The 15,554-nt window shown below is 59.0% G+C and carries 16 protein-coding genes; 2 read left to right on the forward strand and 14 right to left on the reverse strand.

Annotated elements, in window-relative coordinates:
- Nucleotides 1–189: 189 nt before the first annotated feature.
- The 3 genes from QP503_RS01910 to glmS all read right to left on the reverse strand — a co-directional run bounded on the left by QP503_RS01910 (nt 190) and on the right by glmS (nt 5,025).
- Complete coding sequence (locus tag QP503_RS01910) at nt 190–1,866, reverse strand: bifunctional ADP-dependent NAD(P)H-hydrate dehydratase/NAD(P)H-hydrate epimerase (protein ID WP_285101116.1); 1,677 nt, start codon at nt 1,864–1,866, stop codon at nt 190–192.
- Between the two features lie 180 nt (nt 1,867–2,046).
- On the reverse strand, nt 2,047–2,940 hold the full coding sequence (locus tag QP503_RS01915; RefSeq protein ID WP_285101118.1) for a GRP family sugar transporter: 894 nt from the start codon (nt 2,938–2,940) through the stop codon (nt 2,047–2,049).
- 174 nt (nt 2,941–3,114) lie between these two features.
- Nucleotides 3,115–5,025 carry a glutamine--fructose-6-phosphate transaminase (isomerizing) gene (gene glmS / locus QP503_RS01920; RefSeq protein ID WP_179369891.1) on the reverse strand — a complete coding sequence of 637 codons (1,911 nt, stop codon included), beginning with the start codon at nt 5,023–5,025 and terminating at the stop codon, nt 3,115–3,117.
- Between the two features lie 128 nt (nt 5,026–5,153).
- Between glmS and coaA the strand changes: the two genes are divergently transcribed.
- Nucleotides 5,154–6,116 (forward strand): type I pantothenate kinase, encoded by a 963-nt coding sequence (gene coaA / locus QP503_RS01925; protein WP_006681465.1) that lies wholly within the window; start codon nt 5,154–5,156, stop codon nt 6,114–6,116.
- 156 nt (nt 6,117–6,272) lie between these two features.
- Here coaA and glmM read toward each other — a convergent pair whose 3' ends face one another.
- The 11 genes from glmM to infA form a co-directional block, all read right to left on the reverse strand.
- Nucleotides 6,273–7,622 carry a phosphoglucosamine mutase gene (gene glmM, locus QP503_RS01930; protein WP_285101121.1) on the reverse strand — a complete coding sequence of 450 codons (1,350 nt, stop codon included), beginning with the start codon at nt 7,620–7,622 and terminating at the stop codon, nt 6,273–6,275.
- 523 nt (nt 7,623–8,145) lie between these two features.
- Complete coding sequence (rpsI, locus tag QP503_RS01935) at nt 8,146–8,637, reverse strand: 30S ribosomal protein S9 (protein WP_006681467.1); 492 nt, start codon at nt 8,635–8,637, stop codon at nt 8,146–8,148.
- Nucleotides 8,638–8,680: 43 nt separating this feature from the next.
- The gene (rplM, locus tag QP503_RS01940) at nt 8,681–9,124 is read right to left on the reverse strand and encodes a 50S ribosomal protein L13 (protein WP_103631684.1); all 444 of its coding nucleotides are present in this window, start codon (nt 9,122–9,124) and stop codon (nt 8,681–8,683) included.
- Between the two features lie 344 nt (nt 9,125–9,468).
- Nucleotides 9,469–10,551 (reverse strand): tRNA pseudouridine synthase A, encoded by a 1,083-nt coding sequence (locus tag QP503_RS01945; RefSeq protein WP_285101123.1) that lies wholly within the window; start codon nt 10,549–10,551, stop codon nt 9,469–9,471.
- Nucleotides 10,539–11,288 carry an ROK family protein gene (locus tag QP503_RS01950; protein ID WP_006681470.1) on the reverse strand — a complete coding sequence of 250 codons (750 nt, stop codon included), beginning with the start codon at nt 11,286–11,288 and terminating at the stop codon, nt 10,539–10,541. The genes QP503_RS01945 and QP503_RS01950 overlap by 13 nt, the downstream gene beginning before the upstream one ends.
- A 326-nt stretch (nt 11,289–11,614) precedes the next feature.
- On the reverse strand, nt 11,615–12,103 hold the full coding sequence (gene rplQ, locus QP503_RS01955; protein WP_006681471.1) for a 50S ribosomal protein L17: 489 nt from the start codon (nt 12,101–12,103) through the stop codon (nt 11,615–11,617).
- Between the two features lie 43 nt (nt 12,104–12,146).
- Complete coding sequence (locus QP503_RS01960) at nt 12,147–13,145, reverse strand: DNA-directed RNA polymerase subunit alpha (protein WP_006681472.1); 999 nt, start codon at nt 13,143–13,145, stop codon at nt 12,147–12,149.
- A 146-nt stretch (nt 13,146–13,291) separates the two neighbouring features.
- Nucleotides 13,292–13,702: a 30S ribosomal protein S11 gene (rpsK, locus tag QP503_RS01965; protein ID WP_006681473.1), complete on the reverse strand. Its 411-nt coding sequence runs from the start codon at nt 13,700–13,702 to the stop codon at nt 13,292–13,294.
- Nucleotides 13,703–13,771: 69 nt separating this feature from the next.
- The gene (gene rpsM, locus QP503_RS01970; protein ID WP_006681474.1) at nt 13,772–14,146 is read right to left on the reverse strand and encodes a 30S ribosomal protein S13; all 375 of its coding nucleotides are present in this window, start codon (nt 14,144–14,146) and stop codon (nt 13,772–13,774) included.
- Nucleotides 14,147–14,292: 146 nt separating this feature from the next.
- Nucleotides 14,293–14,406: a 50S ribosomal protein L36 gene (rpmJ, locus tag QP503_RS01975; RefSeq protein ID WP_003790577.1), complete on the reverse strand. Its 114-nt coding sequence runs from the start codon at nt 14,404–14,406 to the stop codon at nt 14,293–14,295.
- A 39-nt stretch (nt 14,407–14,445) separates the two neighbouring features.
- On the reverse strand, nt 14,446–14,667 hold the full coding sequence (gene infA, locus QP503_RS01980; protein WP_040318576.1) for a translation initiation factor IF-1: 222 nt from the start codon (nt 14,665–14,667) through the stop codon (nt 14,446–14,448).
- 573 nt (nt 14,668–15,240) lie between these two features.
- Here infA and QP503_RS01985 point away from each other — a divergent pair.
- Nucleotides 15,241–15,465, forward strand: coding sequence for a hypothetical protein (locus tag QP503_RS01985; RefSeq protein ID WP_285101125.1), 225 nt, complete (start codon nt 15,241–15,243; stop codon nt 15,463–15,465).
- The last annotated feature ends 89 nt before the right edge of the window (nt 15,466–15,554 follow it).

Here is a 15,554-nt window from a genome sequence, read left to right on the forward strand (position 1 = left end):
CGGAGGGTCATCATTGTTGCGTTCACCTTCAGATTCGCGCGTCTCCCACCGCGCTTGTTCACCGTTTCCTCGTCAAACCACACTGCGCTTGTTCACCATTTACTCGTCAAACAGCACTGCGCTTGTTCAAGAAAACAGCTCGTCAGCACCAATTTGTTGAAACGGAGCACTGAACAAGCGCGGTAAAAATCAGGCGAGCAACTCCCCGATCACGCTCGACACGCATTTTGCAATCTGGATTGCGGTCACCGGGCCACCACTCACACTCACCTTCGACGCAGCGCGTTCGCCAGCACGCGCGTGAACAAGCGCGCCCGCAGCCAGAGCTTCAACAAGCGAAGTAGTTGATGAGCCTCGTTCACTCTTCGCACCCCACTGTGCCGCAAAGCCTGCGAGCAGGCCCGCCAGCACATCGCCACTTCCTGCGACTCCGGCCCAGCCACTCCCTCGCGGAACAATAACGATTTCGCCTTGCGGTGTTGAAAGAATGCACGAGGCCCCTTTCAGCAGCACATTTGCTCCACTGAGCTTCGCAAGAAGACGTGCGGCCTCTACCGGGCACTGCTCAACCCACCAGCGAGGGCGCTTCTGGCCCCATTGGCTAAACATAGCCTCGGCTTCGCCTGCGTGAGGGGTGAGGAGCACCCGCTCCAAGCCTCCCACCGTCGCCACTTCTCGGACAAAGGACAGCGCACCCGCATCAACAATCAGGGGAAGATGCGAGGCAACGCAGAACTTTGCCAGCTCGAGCGCGTTCACACGCGTATCATCATCCATTCCCGGACCAACCAGACCCGCCTGGATTCGACCACCGACACCAACGATCCCCGGCTCGAGCGTCAACACCAAGTCAAGGACTTGATCGGGCGCATCCAGACGCACCATGCCCACGCCGGAATAGCTGGCACCCAGACAACTCAGAGCGCCTGCTCCGGGGTAGGTTTCTGAGCCGACTACCAAGCCTGCGACTCCGCGCGTGTACTTGTGGTCCGCCCAATCGGGGCGAATGACAGTGCGGGCAACATCTTGGTCGGTCACGACTCGAACGTCTGATTCTTGGGCGTTAAAACCCAGCGGAACACACTGCAGAGTCCCCGTGTAATAGGCGGAGGGAGGAAGGACGAGTGGTGTCTTCAGCAATCCCATAGTGACGGTCGTTGTCGCAGACACTACTGGCCCCGTCACTTCCCCATCATCTGAGAACTGCCCGGAAGGCACGTCGACCGCGACGACCTTCACTCCCCGCGCTTGTTGAAGCTGGGCAAGCTCCTCGATGAACGAGCGCGCCGGTTCCCGAAGCTCGCCTGACGCGCCAATTCCAAGAATTCCATCGATCCAGATAGGAGCTTCCAAAGCCGTAGCAATGTTTGAAATGTCAGTGAGCGCCCACAACTTCGACCGCGCTTGTTCACCGTCAGCGCCACCGGCTGGATCCTGCTGATCGGCAAGCTTTTCCTGAACAAGCGCGTAAGCATCAAGAATCTGCACACCTGCCTCAAGCGCAACTGATCGGCCTCGTGAATGAGACTTCGGAGCAAGAAGTAGAGCCGAGCAGGAAAACCCCTGTTCAGCTAGGTAGGCGAGCGCATACAGAGCATCGCCTCCGTTGTCCCCGCCTCCAACAAGCGCGCACACGCGAGGAAGCGTCAGATAATCATCGCTTTCAACGCATCCGGGTGAAAAGGCGGGTGAACGGTGAACAAGCGCAGTGTTGCCGCGGTGAACAAGCGCGGTCACGGCTTCAGCTACTGCGTGTGCCGCTCGCTTCATTAACCAATCCGGATCGCCATCTCCAGCTTCTGTGTGGCGCGCTAAAAAGTCAGCCTCAATGGCACGCGCAGTCGCGCGATCGTTCACGAAGATCATGCAGTGATAGTGTCACCCCTTTGGGCACGCATCAACCTATTGCGCGGATTGTCGCGGTTTCTTCACTCTCAGGGGTCGGTGCCTCACGGTGAACAAGCGCGGTCGCATACACCCCAAACGGTGAACAAGCGCGGTGGTATAAGACCGGGGGATGTGCGCCAAGGCGCGGACGAAAAGGCCTCAGGCGGCGTCGAGCCCCTTAGCGACCCCCGCAAGCACCGCGCCGACGATAACCAGCGCAACACCAATGACAGTCCAACACAGTTCGCGACCCACGCGGTGCTCACCCAGCCAGAGGATACCGAGAGGAGTCGAAATCAGAATGCCGAGCTGCGACAGAGTGAAACCGGTCGCGACACCGACGCGTCCAGCGCCGACCTGGAGTAGGACGACGGCGGCACCCCACATCAGGCCGAGTGCCGTCATTTGCGCCATTGGGAGACTCACTAGCTTCGGAGCCTCGTCCCCCTTCCGGCGCGTGTCAACGGCGTACGCGATCAGGGCAACAAGGAAGTAGCCCGTCGCCTGCGGCAACAGGATCGAGGGACCATCCAGCCCAAAGGCACGACCAATCAGCACGTAACTCGAAAAAGCGAAGGTCGACGTCATCAGCAAACGCGTTCCACGCGCCCAATCCAGGTTCTTCGTATCGGAGCCTTCCTCGGTGCGTGAGACGAACCAAATACCCAGAATGAGGACGATAATCGCAGTCGCACCGACCGGGAGCGCCCCACCGTGACGCCATTCGCCGAACAGAAGAACACCACCCAGCGAGATCGCTGCCAACTGCCCGCCCGTCGACACCGGCATCGTGCGCGAGACACCCAGCACGTTGAAAGCAGCGACCTGGTCCACCAAACCCCAGCCGACAATCAATCCGGTAACAAAAGCGACGATCACATCGCGCACATTCCACTGAACCCCAAGGAAGGGCGTGACGGCGAGCGCAAAAATAAAACCACCCATCGTCAAACCGAGAACACGCTGCTGGTCAGTTGTCTTGACCGCGCCGGTGATGGTGGTTTGAAGGCCAAACAAAATCGATGGAACGAGCGCCCAGAGAATGTCGATCACGATAATCTCAATCCTGTTTTGGTGTACGAGGCCGGACTCGCATACTCGGTCAACAAGCGGATACAGCCCGATGGTAGTGGGATTTGTCCCACGAAAGCGAAAACGTCCGCACAAAACGAATCCTGCGTCTGCCACGACGGGTGGCAGACGCAGGAAAAGTCCAGTCAAGGATGCTTACTCAACGGTCACAGACTTAGCGAGGTTGCGTGGCTGATCGACGTCAAGGCCCTTCACGGTTGCAAGTTCGCAGGCGAAGATCTGCAGTGGGACAACCGTCAACAGGGGTGCGTACAGCGTCGGGATCGGAGGAATCCTGAACACGATTTCAGCGAATTCGTCGACGGAGGTGTCGCCTTCTTCAGCGATGACGATGGTCTTTGCACCGCGAGCGCGAACTTCCTGAATGTTTGCCAGAACCTTGTTGTGCAGTTCGGGACGACGCGGGGTCGGAACAACGATGATGACCGGCTGGCCTTCGTCGACCAGTGCGATCGGGCCGTGCTTGAGTTCGCCGGCCGCGAAGCCTTCTGCGTGGATGTAGCAGATTTCCTTGAGCTTCAGGGCGCCTTCAAGGGCAACCGGGTATCCGACGTGGCGACCGAGGTAGATGACGGACGTCGCGTGTTTCATGGTGCGAGCAAACTGTCGGACAGTCTCGCCCTGATCGAGGATCTTCTGGATCTTCGCCGGCGCTTCAGCCAGCTTTTCCATGTAGTCGATGATCTCGTCGGAGTACTTGTTGCCACGAACCTGGGCAAGGTACAGGCCAAGGATGAAGCATGCGGTGACCTGAGACGTGAACGCCTTGGTGGAGGCGACAGCGATTTCCGGGCCCGCGTGGGTCAGCAGAACAGCGTCGGACTCACGCGAAATAGTCGAGCCCGGAGTGTTCACAATTGCCACGACCTTCGCGCCCTGCTCGCGAGCGTGACGGATCGCCTGGATCGTGTCCATGGTTTCACCGGACTGCGAGATAGCCACAACCAGTGTTTTTTCGGTGACGACCGGGTCACGGTAGCGGAACTCAGAGGAAAGCTCGACCTCGACGGGGATACGGCACCAGTGTTCGATCGCGTACTTGGCGACCTGACCGGCGTAGGACGCGGTACCGCAACCGATCATGACGATCTTGTCGACGCCACGCAGGATATATTCGGGGATACGGACCTCGTCGAGTGCAAGGTGACCGGTGGAATCGATACGGTCTTCCAAGGTTTCGCGAACACCACGGGGCTGCTCGTGAATTTCCTTTTCCATGAAGGTCGGCCAGCCGTCCTTCGTCGCGCGATCCGAAGTGAAGTCAACTTCGTATTCCTTGAGCGGAACAACATTCCCATCATGGCCAAGAACAGTCACGCCACGAGCCGTGACAATGGCCATCTGATCCTGATCGATCTCGACAGCGCGGTTCGTGTGCTCAATGAATGCCAAAACGTCAGAACCGAGGAAGTTTTCGCCATCACCCAAACCAACGACCAGAGGCGAAGACCGGCGTGCCGCAAGAATAACCTCCGGCGCATCGGCTGAAACGAGTAGCAGCGTGAATGTGCCCTGCAGGCGCTCAGTAACAGCGCGCATCGCAGCAATCAGACGACGAACAGTATCTTCGCCAGCGTGCACTCCGGCAAGAGAACCGCCCCACTGCCCAGCGGTCCCGGCCTCGTACATCTTGGCAATCAGGTGGACGACAACCTCAGTATCCGTATCGGACGCAAAAGTGACGCCATCGGCGCGAAGTTCGGCGCGCAACGCGTCAGCATTTTCGATGATGCCATTGTGTACCAGAGCGAAACGACCGTCTGCGGACGAATGCGGGTGAGCATTCGCAACAGTCGGACGACCGTGCGTCGCCCAACGAGTATGACCGATCGCAGCGAAAGCATCGGCAGGCTTGAGGACCTCGATCTTGTCAGCAAGGTTCGCGAGCTTACCGACCGCGCGAATTACCTTCAGGCCGTCCGGAGTTGACAGAGCCAAACCGGCAGAGTCGTATCCGCGGTATTCCAGGCGAGCGAGGCCCCCCATGACGACCTCACGCGAACGAGCCGACGGGGTGCAACCAATATGTCCAACAATTCCACACATGCAAGCAATTCCAGCACATCGAGCGGAGTTGCGCTCGTCGCCTTGCCCACGTCCGACAGATCCCCGCCATTCTTCACACTTTTGCCTCAAAGGTGCATTCGAACAAGCGAGTGCGAGACAATGCCATCGTGACTTCCCACAACGCACACGCTTACTCTGCGATCTCCCCTTTTACGCGCATTGAACGCGCCGATTGGGATAGGTTGGTCGACCACACTCCCCTGCCGTTGACGCAAGAAGACATCACCAGGATCGCTTCCTTGGGCGACCCCATCGACATGAGCGAAGTCGACGCGATTTATCGCCCTTTGTCTGCGCTCCTTCAGCTGTACGTTGACGGCAGGCGACGCACCGCCCGCGAGCGCGCCACCTTCCTGGGCGAGCAAACGCCCACACCCACCCCTTTCGTCATCGGAATTGCCGGCTCAGTTGCCGTTGGAAAGTCAACCGTCGCCCGTCTTCTGCAACTTCTGCTCCAACGTTGGGAGCACACCCCGCGCGTCGACCTGGTGACAACCGACGGCTTCCTCTATCCGAACGCTGTGCTCGAAGAAAAGGGCATCATGGCACGCAAGGGCTTCCCGGAGTCCTACGACCGTCAGGCTCTGCTGAATTTCTTGGCCGCCGTGAAGTCGGGGGCGGGCGACGTCACTGCTCCCGTGTACTCGCATGTCATCTACGACGTTGTCCCGGGCAAAATCCTCCACATTGAGGCTCCCGACATTCTGATCGTCGAGGGAGTGAACGTTCTGCAACCCCCGCGCCTCCACCCTGGGGCGCTCGGTGTTTCCGTGTCTGACTACTTCGACTTCTCGATCTACGTCGATGCTGAAGAATCCGACATCGAGCAGTGGTATGTCGACCGGTTCCTCACTCTTCGCCAAACTGCCTTCTCGCGTGAAGATTCCTTCTTCCGCACTTACGCCAGTTTGACGGACACGGAGGCCGAAGCGACAGCGCGCATGGTCTGGTCGGCAATTAACTTGCCAAACCTGCGTGAAAACATCGCTCCCACTCGCGAACGCGCCACGATGATCTTCCACAAAGACCAGGATCACCGCGTCGATTCGTTGCTACTGCGTAAGGACTAGCGACCACCTTTCCCAGTTCGTGTCAGGGGCGACGAGGTCCCTTCTGAGACGCTGAACGCCTCTGGTGGTGAAGACAAAGCTCAACGGGCTCGGTAGAGGATTCCCCTACCGAGCCCGTTGATTGTCTCAGTCACGCCCCTAAGCGGATGCCTCGTATCAGATCGCCAAGTTTTCCTTCACCACGTCAGCGAGTGAGGCTGCGACTAAATCAGCCTGTTCCTGGGTGGCGGCCTCAACCATGACGCGCACCAACGGCTCGGTGCCCGACGGGCGAAGAAGAACACGACCGGTATCGCCGAGCTGTGCTTCAGCAGCCTTGACAGCCGTCGCAACAGCTTCGTTCGTCGCTGCACCGCTACGGTCAACCCCGCCCACATTGATGAGTGTCTGGGGCAAGCGCTCAACGAACGCAGTCAGATCCGCCAGGGAGCGACCGGATTCCTTCACCATGCGAGCAACCAGCAGGGACGACAGGATGCCATCACCCGTCGTTGCATGGTCGAGATCAATAATGTGGCCGGACTGTTCGCCGCCCAGCACATAGTTGGAGGCGCGCATTTCTTCGAGCACGTAACGGTCGCCGACTGCGGTCTGAACCGTCTTAATACCTTTGTCACGCATCGCGAGAATCAGACCGAGGTTCGACATCACGGTCACGACAAGGGTGTCTCCCTTGAGCTTGCCACGCTCACGCGCATCCACCGCGAGTGCGCCCATGATCTTGTCACCGTCGATCAGGTTGCCTTCAGCATCGACTGCCAAGCAACGGTCTGCGTCACCATCGTAAGCGACACCGAAGTCTGCCTTGTGCTCGACGACGGCCTTCTGCAGGCCTTCAGGGTGGGTTGAACCAGCATTGAGGTTGATATTGCGGCCGTCGGGTTCAGCGTTGATCACGATGACCTCGGCACCCGCTTCACGTAGCGTTAGCGGACCGAGCTCGAAGGCGGCACCATTAGCGCAGTCAACGACGATTGTCAGACCATTCAAGTCCGTGTTCACAGACTTCACCACATGGTCAACGTACAGGCGCTTCGCCTGCTCATGTTGCTCGTCGACCTCGCCGACACCGTCGCCGGTCGGGCGATCCCACTCGGTTCCGATCAGTGCTTCAATCTCATCTTCAACCGCGTCGGGGAGCTTGTAGCCACCCTGCGCGAAGAACTTAATGCCGTTGTCAGCCATCGGGTTGTGTGACGCCGAGATCATGACACCCAAGTCAATGTCGTCCTGCGAAGCAGTCAGGTAGGCAACGGTCGGAGTCGTCACAACGCCAAGAAGAGTCACGTCCATGCCTGCGCTTGCAAGCCCGGCAGCCAGAGCGTGCTCAAGGAACTCACCCGAAATGCGCGTATCTCGACCAATGACGACACGCGCTTTCGTCCCGTCACTGCGGAGCGCACCAAAGTAGCGAGCAGCAGCTTCACCGATCTTCAGCGCCAGGTCAGCCGTAATATCAACATTCGCGAGGCCACGGACACCGTCGGTGCCAAACATTCGTGCCATTTTAGTTCCTTCATTCACGCCGGCATCGCGCCGGAAAGCGTTGTGTCAGTTGCCCCCTAGCGTACCCGTGGCCCCGGCGAGTTCGGTTCTTCTGCGGCCCCGTCTGTCACTTTGCGAGAATTTCCACCCTCGCGTATTTCCGGTATCGCAAAGGACCACGAGGCCCGGATTCCGCTCTTCCCACCGCGCTTGTTCACCGCCAACACCGCAAAAACAGCGCGCTTGTTCACCGCCAACACCACAAAAGCAGCGCGCTTGTTCACCGCTGACACCCAAAAAGACCGCGCTCGTTCACCACTAACACCCAAAAAGACCACGCTCGTTCACCACTAACACCCAAAAAGACCACGCTCGTTCAGTGCGAGGCATCAACAAGTACGCGGCCTCGTCAATGAGAGACCACGCACACGACAAAGCCGGATGCCGTGAACAAGCGCGCTAGTCGCCGAGTAGCACGATGCCCTAAAAACACTTGTGGCCCCGCTCCACAAGGAGCAGGGCCACAAGCCAAGAAAACGAAGGATCAGCGCTTCGAGAACTGCGAAGCCTTACGTGCCTTCTTGAGGCCTGCCTTCTTACGTTCGATGACGCGAGCGTCACGAGTCAGGAAGCCAGCCTTCTTGAGTGCCGGGCGGTTGGCATCGCGGTCGATCTCATTGAGAGCGCGCGAAATGCCGAGGCGCAGGGCGCCTGCCTGGCCGGAGATGCCGCCACCGTTGATACGGGCGACAACGTCGAAACGGCCATCAAGGTCAAGAAGGACGAACGGGGACTTCACGAGCTGCTGGTGCAGCTTGTTCGGGAAGTAATCCTCGAGGGTGCGTCCGTTGATCTTCCATTCGCCGGTTCCAGGAACCAGACGAACACGGGCAACGGCCTCCTTGCGGCGACCAAGGCCCGCGCCGGGCGCGGTGATGGACTGGCCGGCGCCTGCGGGCGCGGTTTCAGTCTCAGTGGTGTACGAGCTAGGGGCGTTCTCCTCATCCAGCTCGACGATTTCGGTGGTCTCAGCCACGGTTCTCCTCAGTGCTTATGTCGATTATTCAGTGGCACGAAGCTCACTGAGCAACCTGGGTGATCTCGTAGGGAACCGGCGACTGGCCGGCGTGGGGGTGCTCAGCACCGGCGTAAACATGCAGCTTCTTGAACTGCATACGGCCGAGGCTGGTGTGAGGAAGCATGCCGCGAACGGCCTTCTCAACCGCGCGCTCAGGCGACTTGGCCATGAGGTCACGGTAGGAGGTTGAGGTCAGACCACCGGGACGACCAGAGTGGCGGTAGGCCATCTTCTGTTCGAGCTTCTTACCGGTCAGAACGACCTTGTCCGCATTAATGATGATGACGTTGTCACCCATATCCATGTGAGGGGCGAACGTCGGCTTGTGCTTCCCACGAAGAATGGCGGCAACCTGAGCCGCCAGGCGGCCGAGGACGACGTCAGTGGCGTCGATGACGTACCACTTCTTGTCTGCGTCCCCAGGCTTGGGTGAATAGGTGCGCACGGGCGTAACCTTCAATTCTTATCAGTCATGGAGCGTCGATCCCCAATGTCAGGATCGCGCTCGCGATGTAACGGTTCGCGCGAGGCGTCAGTTGCAACTCAACGGCGAGTGGGAATACACCGAGGGCGCTAGCTAACGCACAGCGTCATCAAGTCTATCGGGCAGGATTGAGCCGGTCAAAGTTGCCGGGCCTTTGTGTCCGATTCCTCAGTTGCTACTCCCTACCCCCACCGCGCTTGTTCACCGTGCGGGCAACCCGAAGAAAACCGTTCCGGTGATGATCCCGGCCCCGTGAATTGGTGAACAAGCACGCACGAACGCTGGCGCACCAAGGCAGACTGGGCCTAACTCCCGTCGCCACAACACGAATCGCGACGCGACCGCGCTTGTTGAGCGCGCGAGGCCCACTGATCCGGCGCCGGATAGTCCACGCCCTCCAAAGTCAGTCCGTGCGCAGGAGCAATCGGCGCCGCGCTTGTTCGAGAGCAGGCTTGAAGCAGCTCATACGGCCAGTCGACGCTCCGGCGACCCAAACCCACTTCAACAAGCGCGCCAACAAGCGAACGCACCATCGAGTGGCAGAACGCATCAGCGTCGACAAAACACTCAACAAGCACGGACTCTGATACGCCCTGTTGGGGAGTAAGCGCCCCCGAACGGTGAACAAGCGCCCCCGAACGGTGAGCAAGCGCTGTCGAAGACGGCTTGAATTCCAGGCGCGTCAGCGCGCGAATCGTTGTGGCTCCTTCGCGTGGCCGGCAGTACGACAGAAAATCATGCTCGCCAAGCAATGGGGCTGCTGCCCGATTCATCAAGTCAACATCTAGAGGTTGTTCAAGACTCAGAACATCAAAACGGCGGAGCGGATCGACTCCCCCGCTCATCAGCCGGTAGCAGTAATGACGTCCTAGAGCAGAAAAACGCGCATCAAAATCCGACGAAACAACATGCGCCTCGCGGATCACAACATCGGCCGTACCTTTGGGCGCATTCAGGGCACGATCGCGCATCCACTGCCCATACGCGCGCGCAATCACACCGTTCAATCGGCGAACAAGCGCGTTCGCACAGGCCTCCGCAGTCGCTTCCGCCCCTCGAGGCGCGACCTTTTCCCACCGCGCTTGTTCAACGTCGAAGTGGACCACTTGATGGCGCGCGTGCACTCCGGCATCCGTTCGCCCAGCGACCGTCAGCACAGTTGGGCACCGAAGTACGAGGCCTAAGCCAGCTTCAATTTCACCTTGCACGGTTCGTTGGCCTGGCTGGGAAGCCCACCCGTGGAAATTCGTCCCGTCGTAGCTGAGGTCAAGACGGATGCGAAGAGTGTGAGGTGCTTGAACAAGCGCAGCGGATTCTTCAACAAGCGCGACAGGTTCGTGAACAAGCGCGGTAAAAGCTAAGGGGTCGGAGTTGCTCATAGAGACCACGCGCGCACTCCCCCGATGATGCCTGCATCATTGGGCACGATGATGACATCGTCACCTAGGCGGGCGCGATGTCCGCTTGTAATCAGCTTCGAGTTGCCGCCTCCAAGGTAGAGACGGTCCCACATGTACATGGGACGAAGTCCATCGATGACGCGACGGACGCGACGCGACCAGTGTGCATCGCCAAGTCGTAGCCGTTCGTGTTCCCCGATGTAATCGTCGTAGGTCAGGCCCCAACGGACGAAGCCCTGCGACACTTCAACGTGAGGTGCCAGCACTCCGGAATCAAAGACTGCATTTCCGAGGCCCGTCCCCAGGGTGATGATCATTTCGAGCCCCGTACCGGTAATGACACCGGCTCCAGCAACCTCGGCGTCATTCAAAACCTTCGTGGGCAAGCCAAGCGCCCTTTCGATGCCTCCTCTCATGTCGAAATGGTCCCAACGTTCAACAAGTTCGGGAACCACTTTGGAGCGAGGGCCGGAGCGCGTGATGTAGTGCGGGGTAGCCACAACCACTCCGTGTCGGATCATTCCAGGCATTCCCATAGTCACACGGTCAGCTTGAGGGAGCTTGTTCGCCAGATCCTGCGCAACTTCGATCAAGAGCTCCGGCGGTAGCGGGTACGGCGTAGGCGTGCGAATCGCCGGTGCGATCATCGTGCCTCGTTCGTCAACGACGGAGCCTTTAATTCCGCCACCACCGCAGTCAATGGCGAGCGTCATGGGTTCAGACATGCCACCAACTCTAACGATCCACCGCGCTTGTTCACCGATTTAGTCCGAATTGTCGTCGATTCCCACCGCGCTTGTTCACCGCCATGGGCCCGCCTGCATATGCCCGATAGTCGGCCTGAGCATGAACAAGCGTGGTCACAAAACACCCCAAACGCGAACAAGCGTGGTCACAAAACACCCCAAACGTGAACAAGCAGAGCCACAAAAACACGCCACGCCTGAACAAGCGCGGTGGACGCAAACAAAAAGGTGGGGCCGGAAACGCATCAGCGTCTCCAACCCCACCTCAAAAGTGAGAGTCAATCACGGGCAAGCCCGCGACCTAGTCACTCAGCTTCAGATGCCTCAACCTCGGTCTCTTCAGACTTGGGGGCTTCCTCAACCTTTTCAGCAGGCTTTTCAGCTGCCTTGGCGGCAGTGTCTTCAGCCTTCTTCACAACAGCCTTCTTCTCGAGCTTCTCGAGAACGATTTCGATGCGCATGAGAGGAGCGTTGTCACCCTTACGGTTACCAACGCGGATGAGGCGGGTGTAGCCACCCTGACGCTCAGAATCGATGGCCGGCGCAATCTCGTCGAAGAGCACGTAGAGTGCTTCCTTCGAGGTGATCTTCTTAGCAACCGTGCGACGAGCGTGCATGTCGCCACGCTTTGCCTTGGTCACGAGCTTCTCGAAGTAAGGCTGCAGAAGCTTAGCCTTGGCTTCGGTGGTCGTGAGTGCGCGGTGTTCGATGAGCTGAGTCGCGAGGTTCGACAGGATCAGCTTCTGGTGTGCCGGGCTTCCGCCCAGACGAGCACCCTTCTTGGGGGTGGGCATTGTGTCTCCTACGGATTAGGTGCGTCCATCGGACGCATAAGGGTCAGATGGACTGTTCGTCGCTGAACTGGACCGAACCAGACTCAGAGGCACCCGGGATCGGCATAACCGAATCCTTGAGTGTCATGCCGAGAGTGGCCAGAGATTCCTTGATCTCTTCGATCGACTTGGTGCCGAAGTTACGAATATCAAGAAGATCAGCCTCGGAGTGAGCGACAAGCTCGCCCACGGTGAGGATCCCACGACGACGCAGCGCGTTGTAAGAACGAGACTGCAGGTTCAGGCTTTCGATCGGCAGAGCAAGGTCTGCTGCGAGGGTTTCGTCGGTGGTCGACGGACCCACTTCGATGCCTTCTGCTTCCTCGTTCAGTTCGCGCATGAGGCCGAACAGTTCAACAAGGGTCTTACCAGCCGATGCAAGAGCATCACGCGGGGTGATCGCCGACTTGGTCTCCACGTCGATGACGAGGCGATCAAAGTCGGTACGCTGCTCAACACGAGTTGCCTCGACCTTGTAGGTGACCTTGACAACCGGCGAGTAGATCGAATCGATCGGAATCCGCGAGATTTCAGCCTGAGGATCCTTGTTCTGCGCCGCGGAAACGTAACCGCGTCCACGCTCAACGGTCAGTTCGATCTCGAGCTTGCCCTTGTCATTGAGGGTGGCAAGGTGAAGATCCGGATTGTGGATCTCAACGCCTGCCGGCGGGGTGATGTCGCCAGCGAGGACGACACCGGGGCCGGCCTTACGCAGGTACATCACGACGGGTTCATCCATCTCAGAGGAGAGGACGATCTGCTTGATGTTGAGGATGATCTCTGCGACATCCTCCTTCACACCTTCGATAGTGCGGAATTCGTGGGCAACGCCATCGATACGGATGGACGTAACCGCCGCGCCCGGGATCGAAGAGAGCAGGGTACGACGCAGGGAATTACCCAGCGTGTAACCGAAGCCCGGTTCGAGGGGTTCGAGTGTGAAGCGTGAACGGTGTTCGCTGACTTTTTCCTCGGTGAGGATTGGTCGCTCTGCAATGAGCACGTCTTGGTCCTTTCTTCCCGGCGCCCGCCATATGACGCCGGACAGTGGATCCCACATGAGTGGGACGGAGGGTGTGAGCACGACCGAATGGTGTACTCAGACGTGGGGATGCGATGCCGGACGGCAAAGCATCCCGGTGCGACGAATCAGACGCGACGACGCTTCGGGGGGCGAGCGCCGTTGTGTGCCTGAGGGGTAACGTCCTGGATCGAGCCGACCTCGAGGCCAGCGGCCTGGAGGGAACGGATCGCGGTTTCACGGCCGGAGCCGGGCCCCTTAACGAAGACGTCGACCTTCTTCATGCCGTGTTCCTGGGCGCGACGCGCGGCCGCCTCTGCTGCAAGCTGCGCAGCGAAGGGGGTGGACTTACGCGAACCCTTGAAGCCGACCTGGCCAGACGAGGCCCAGGCGATAACGGCACCAGTGGTGTCGGTCAGGGAAACGATGGTGTTGTTAAACGTCGACTTGATGTACGCGTGACCGTGGGTGACGTTCTTGTTGAGCTTGCGGCGCGGCTTACGAGCAGCACCGGAGCGCGAAGTTTTTGCAGCTGCCATTGTGTTTAACAGTTCCTTCTTCAGTCGTATGAAGAACTATCCGCCGTAAAGGCTGGAAGTCCTTAGGCCTTACTTGGCCTTCTTCTTGCCTGCAACGGTGCGCTTCGGGCCCTTGCGGGTGCGAGCGTTGGTCTTGGTGCGCTGACCATGGACCGGCAGGCCACGACGGTGGCGAAGACCCTGGTAAGAGCCAATTTCGATCTTGCGGCGAATGTCAGCCTGAACTTCGCGACGAAGGTCGCCCTCAACCTTGAAGTTCGATTCGATGTATTCACGGAGCTTGACGAGATCTTCCTCGGTGGCGTCCTTCACGCGGACGTCCGGGCTGACACCCGTTGCTTCGAGGGTCTCGGCCGCGCGGGTGCGGCCGACTCCGTAAATGTAGGTAAGTGCAATCTCCAGTCGCTTTTCACGGGGGAGGTCGACACCGGCAATACGTGCCATGTTGTTGGTGCTCCAGTTGTTCTTCGGAGGTCGTCATCACATCTTCCGGATGAGCTATCCGGCCTCGGCCTCCGAACCGAGGGTCGCGTATTCGCGCTTGATGTGATCCTGTGGGCTGTTGTGCCCGGGTCAGCTACGTGAGGATTTCAGCCCTGACGTTGCTTGTGCCTGGGGTTGTCGCAGATGACCATGACATTGCCGTGGCGACGAATCACCTTGCACTTGTCACAAATCTTCTTGACACTCGGCTTGACCTTCATGGTTATTCCTCCACCGTCCGTAGACGGTCGTGTCGGGGTTTACTTGTAGCGGTAGACGATACGGCCTCGGGAGAGGTCGTAGGGGCTCAGTTCGACGAGAACTCGATCCTCGGGGAGGATTCGAATGTAGTGCTGTCGCATCTTTCCTGCAATGTGGCCGAGCACAACGTGCCCATTGGCCAGTTCCACACGGAACATCGCGTTCGGCAGGGCCTCAACGACCGTGCCTTCCATTTCGATGACGCCGTCTTTCTTTGCCATATCCTCCGTCTGTCCTCTACGTTCTTCGGATGAGTCATGGCCCAAGGGCCACGGGGCGCATGCAACACGTACGACACAGCCGACATGCGACACGCCCGAAGATCTAGAGTACAGCAAAAGCACATCCCTCTGGTAGTTGACTGCCCTGTCGACTGCCTCACCTTCGGCCGGATTCATCGACAAGGAGGGAAGCGCTGGCCAAGTTCATCGACGAGGACTCGAGCGCGGGCCGAGTTCATTGACGAGGACGAGAGCACGAGCCGAGTTCATCGACAAGGAGGGAGCGGTGCAGCGGACGAGACAAAAGGCTTAGTCCTTTTCTCCCCTACTGTGATGCCTTGCCATTTCAATGACACCTGGAAGCTACGACACCTGGGAGCTGCACAGAGCATCGCCATCCCCGCATCCCACACAGCATCTTCTGTAACGAAAGTGGCCCCTCCGTCTTGAAAACATGGAGATACTGGGATCACCTGCCTCAAATCAACAAAGGAGTTGTCATGACGCACAGACTCAGACGCGCGGTGGCGTCATGTTCATAAACGGCAGAGCATCAACCGGTAGCGCTGCCTGGTGGAACGTCGGCTTCGCCCTCTGTCTCGTAGGCGTCGCGTTGACTGCACCGCGCTGGAACTGGATCTTCTGGGTGGGCGCCCTCGTCTACATCGTCCGCGCCTTGGTCATCGTCGCGAAGAGCCACAGCTCCTCGAAGAAATCGGGACATTCCCCGGACGAGCACTCCCCCCGCTAACGGATCGGTCGGCTTGGGCTCAGTCGATCACCGATCGCCCGACCTGATAGATACTCCGGCAGGAGAATCGCAGAGTCGCGGGGCACGGACAAAGGTAAGTGTCCGCGTCGCTGTGCGCATTGTCGCACCACGCTTA

The organism is Pauljensenia sp. UMB0895 (assembly GCF_030218905.1).
Taxonomy (GTDB): Bacteria; Actinomycetota; Actinomycetes; order Actinomycetales; family Actinomycetaceae; genus Pauljensenia; species Pauljensenia turicensis_A.

Excerpts from the sequence above, each read along its gene's own strand:
- QP503_RS01910 (WP_285101116.1), bottom strand. The coding sequence starts at position 1,866 with ATGATCTTCGTGAACGATCGCGCGACTGCGCGTGCCATTGAGGCTGAC.
- glmS (WP_179369891.1), bottom strand. The coding sequence starts at position 5,025 with ATGTGTGGAATTGTTGGACATATTGGTTGCACCCCGTCGGCTCGTTCG.
- glmM (WP_285101121.1), bottom strand. The coding sequence starts at position 7,622 with ATGGCACGAATGTTTGGCACCGACGGTGTCCGTGGCCTCGCGAATGTT.
- QP503_RS01950 (WP_006681470.1), bottom strand. The coding sequence starts at position 11,288 with ATGTCTGAACCCATGACGCTCGCCATTGACTGCGGTGGTGGCGGAATT.
- rplQ (WP_006681471.1), bottom strand. The coding sequence starts at position 12,103 with ATGCCCACCCCCAAGAAGGGTGCTCGTCTGGGCGGAAGCCCGGCACAC.
- rpsK (WP_006681473.1), bottom strand. The coding sequence starts at position 13,702 with ATGGCAGCTGCAAAAACTTCGCGCTCCGGTGCTGCTCGTAAGCCGCGC.
- rpsM (WP_006681474.1), bottom strand. The coding sequence starts at position 14,146 with ATGGCACGTATTGCCGGTGTCGACCTCCCCCGTGAAAAGCGACTGGAG.
- rpmJ (WP_003790577.1), bottom strand. The coding sequence starts at position 14,406 with ATGAAGGTCAAGCCGAGTGTCAAGAAGATTTGTGACAAGTGCAAGGTG.
- infA (WP_040318576.1), bottom strand. The coding sequence starts at position 14,667 with ATGGCAAAGAAAGACGGCGTCATCGAAATGGAAGGCACGGTCGTTGAG.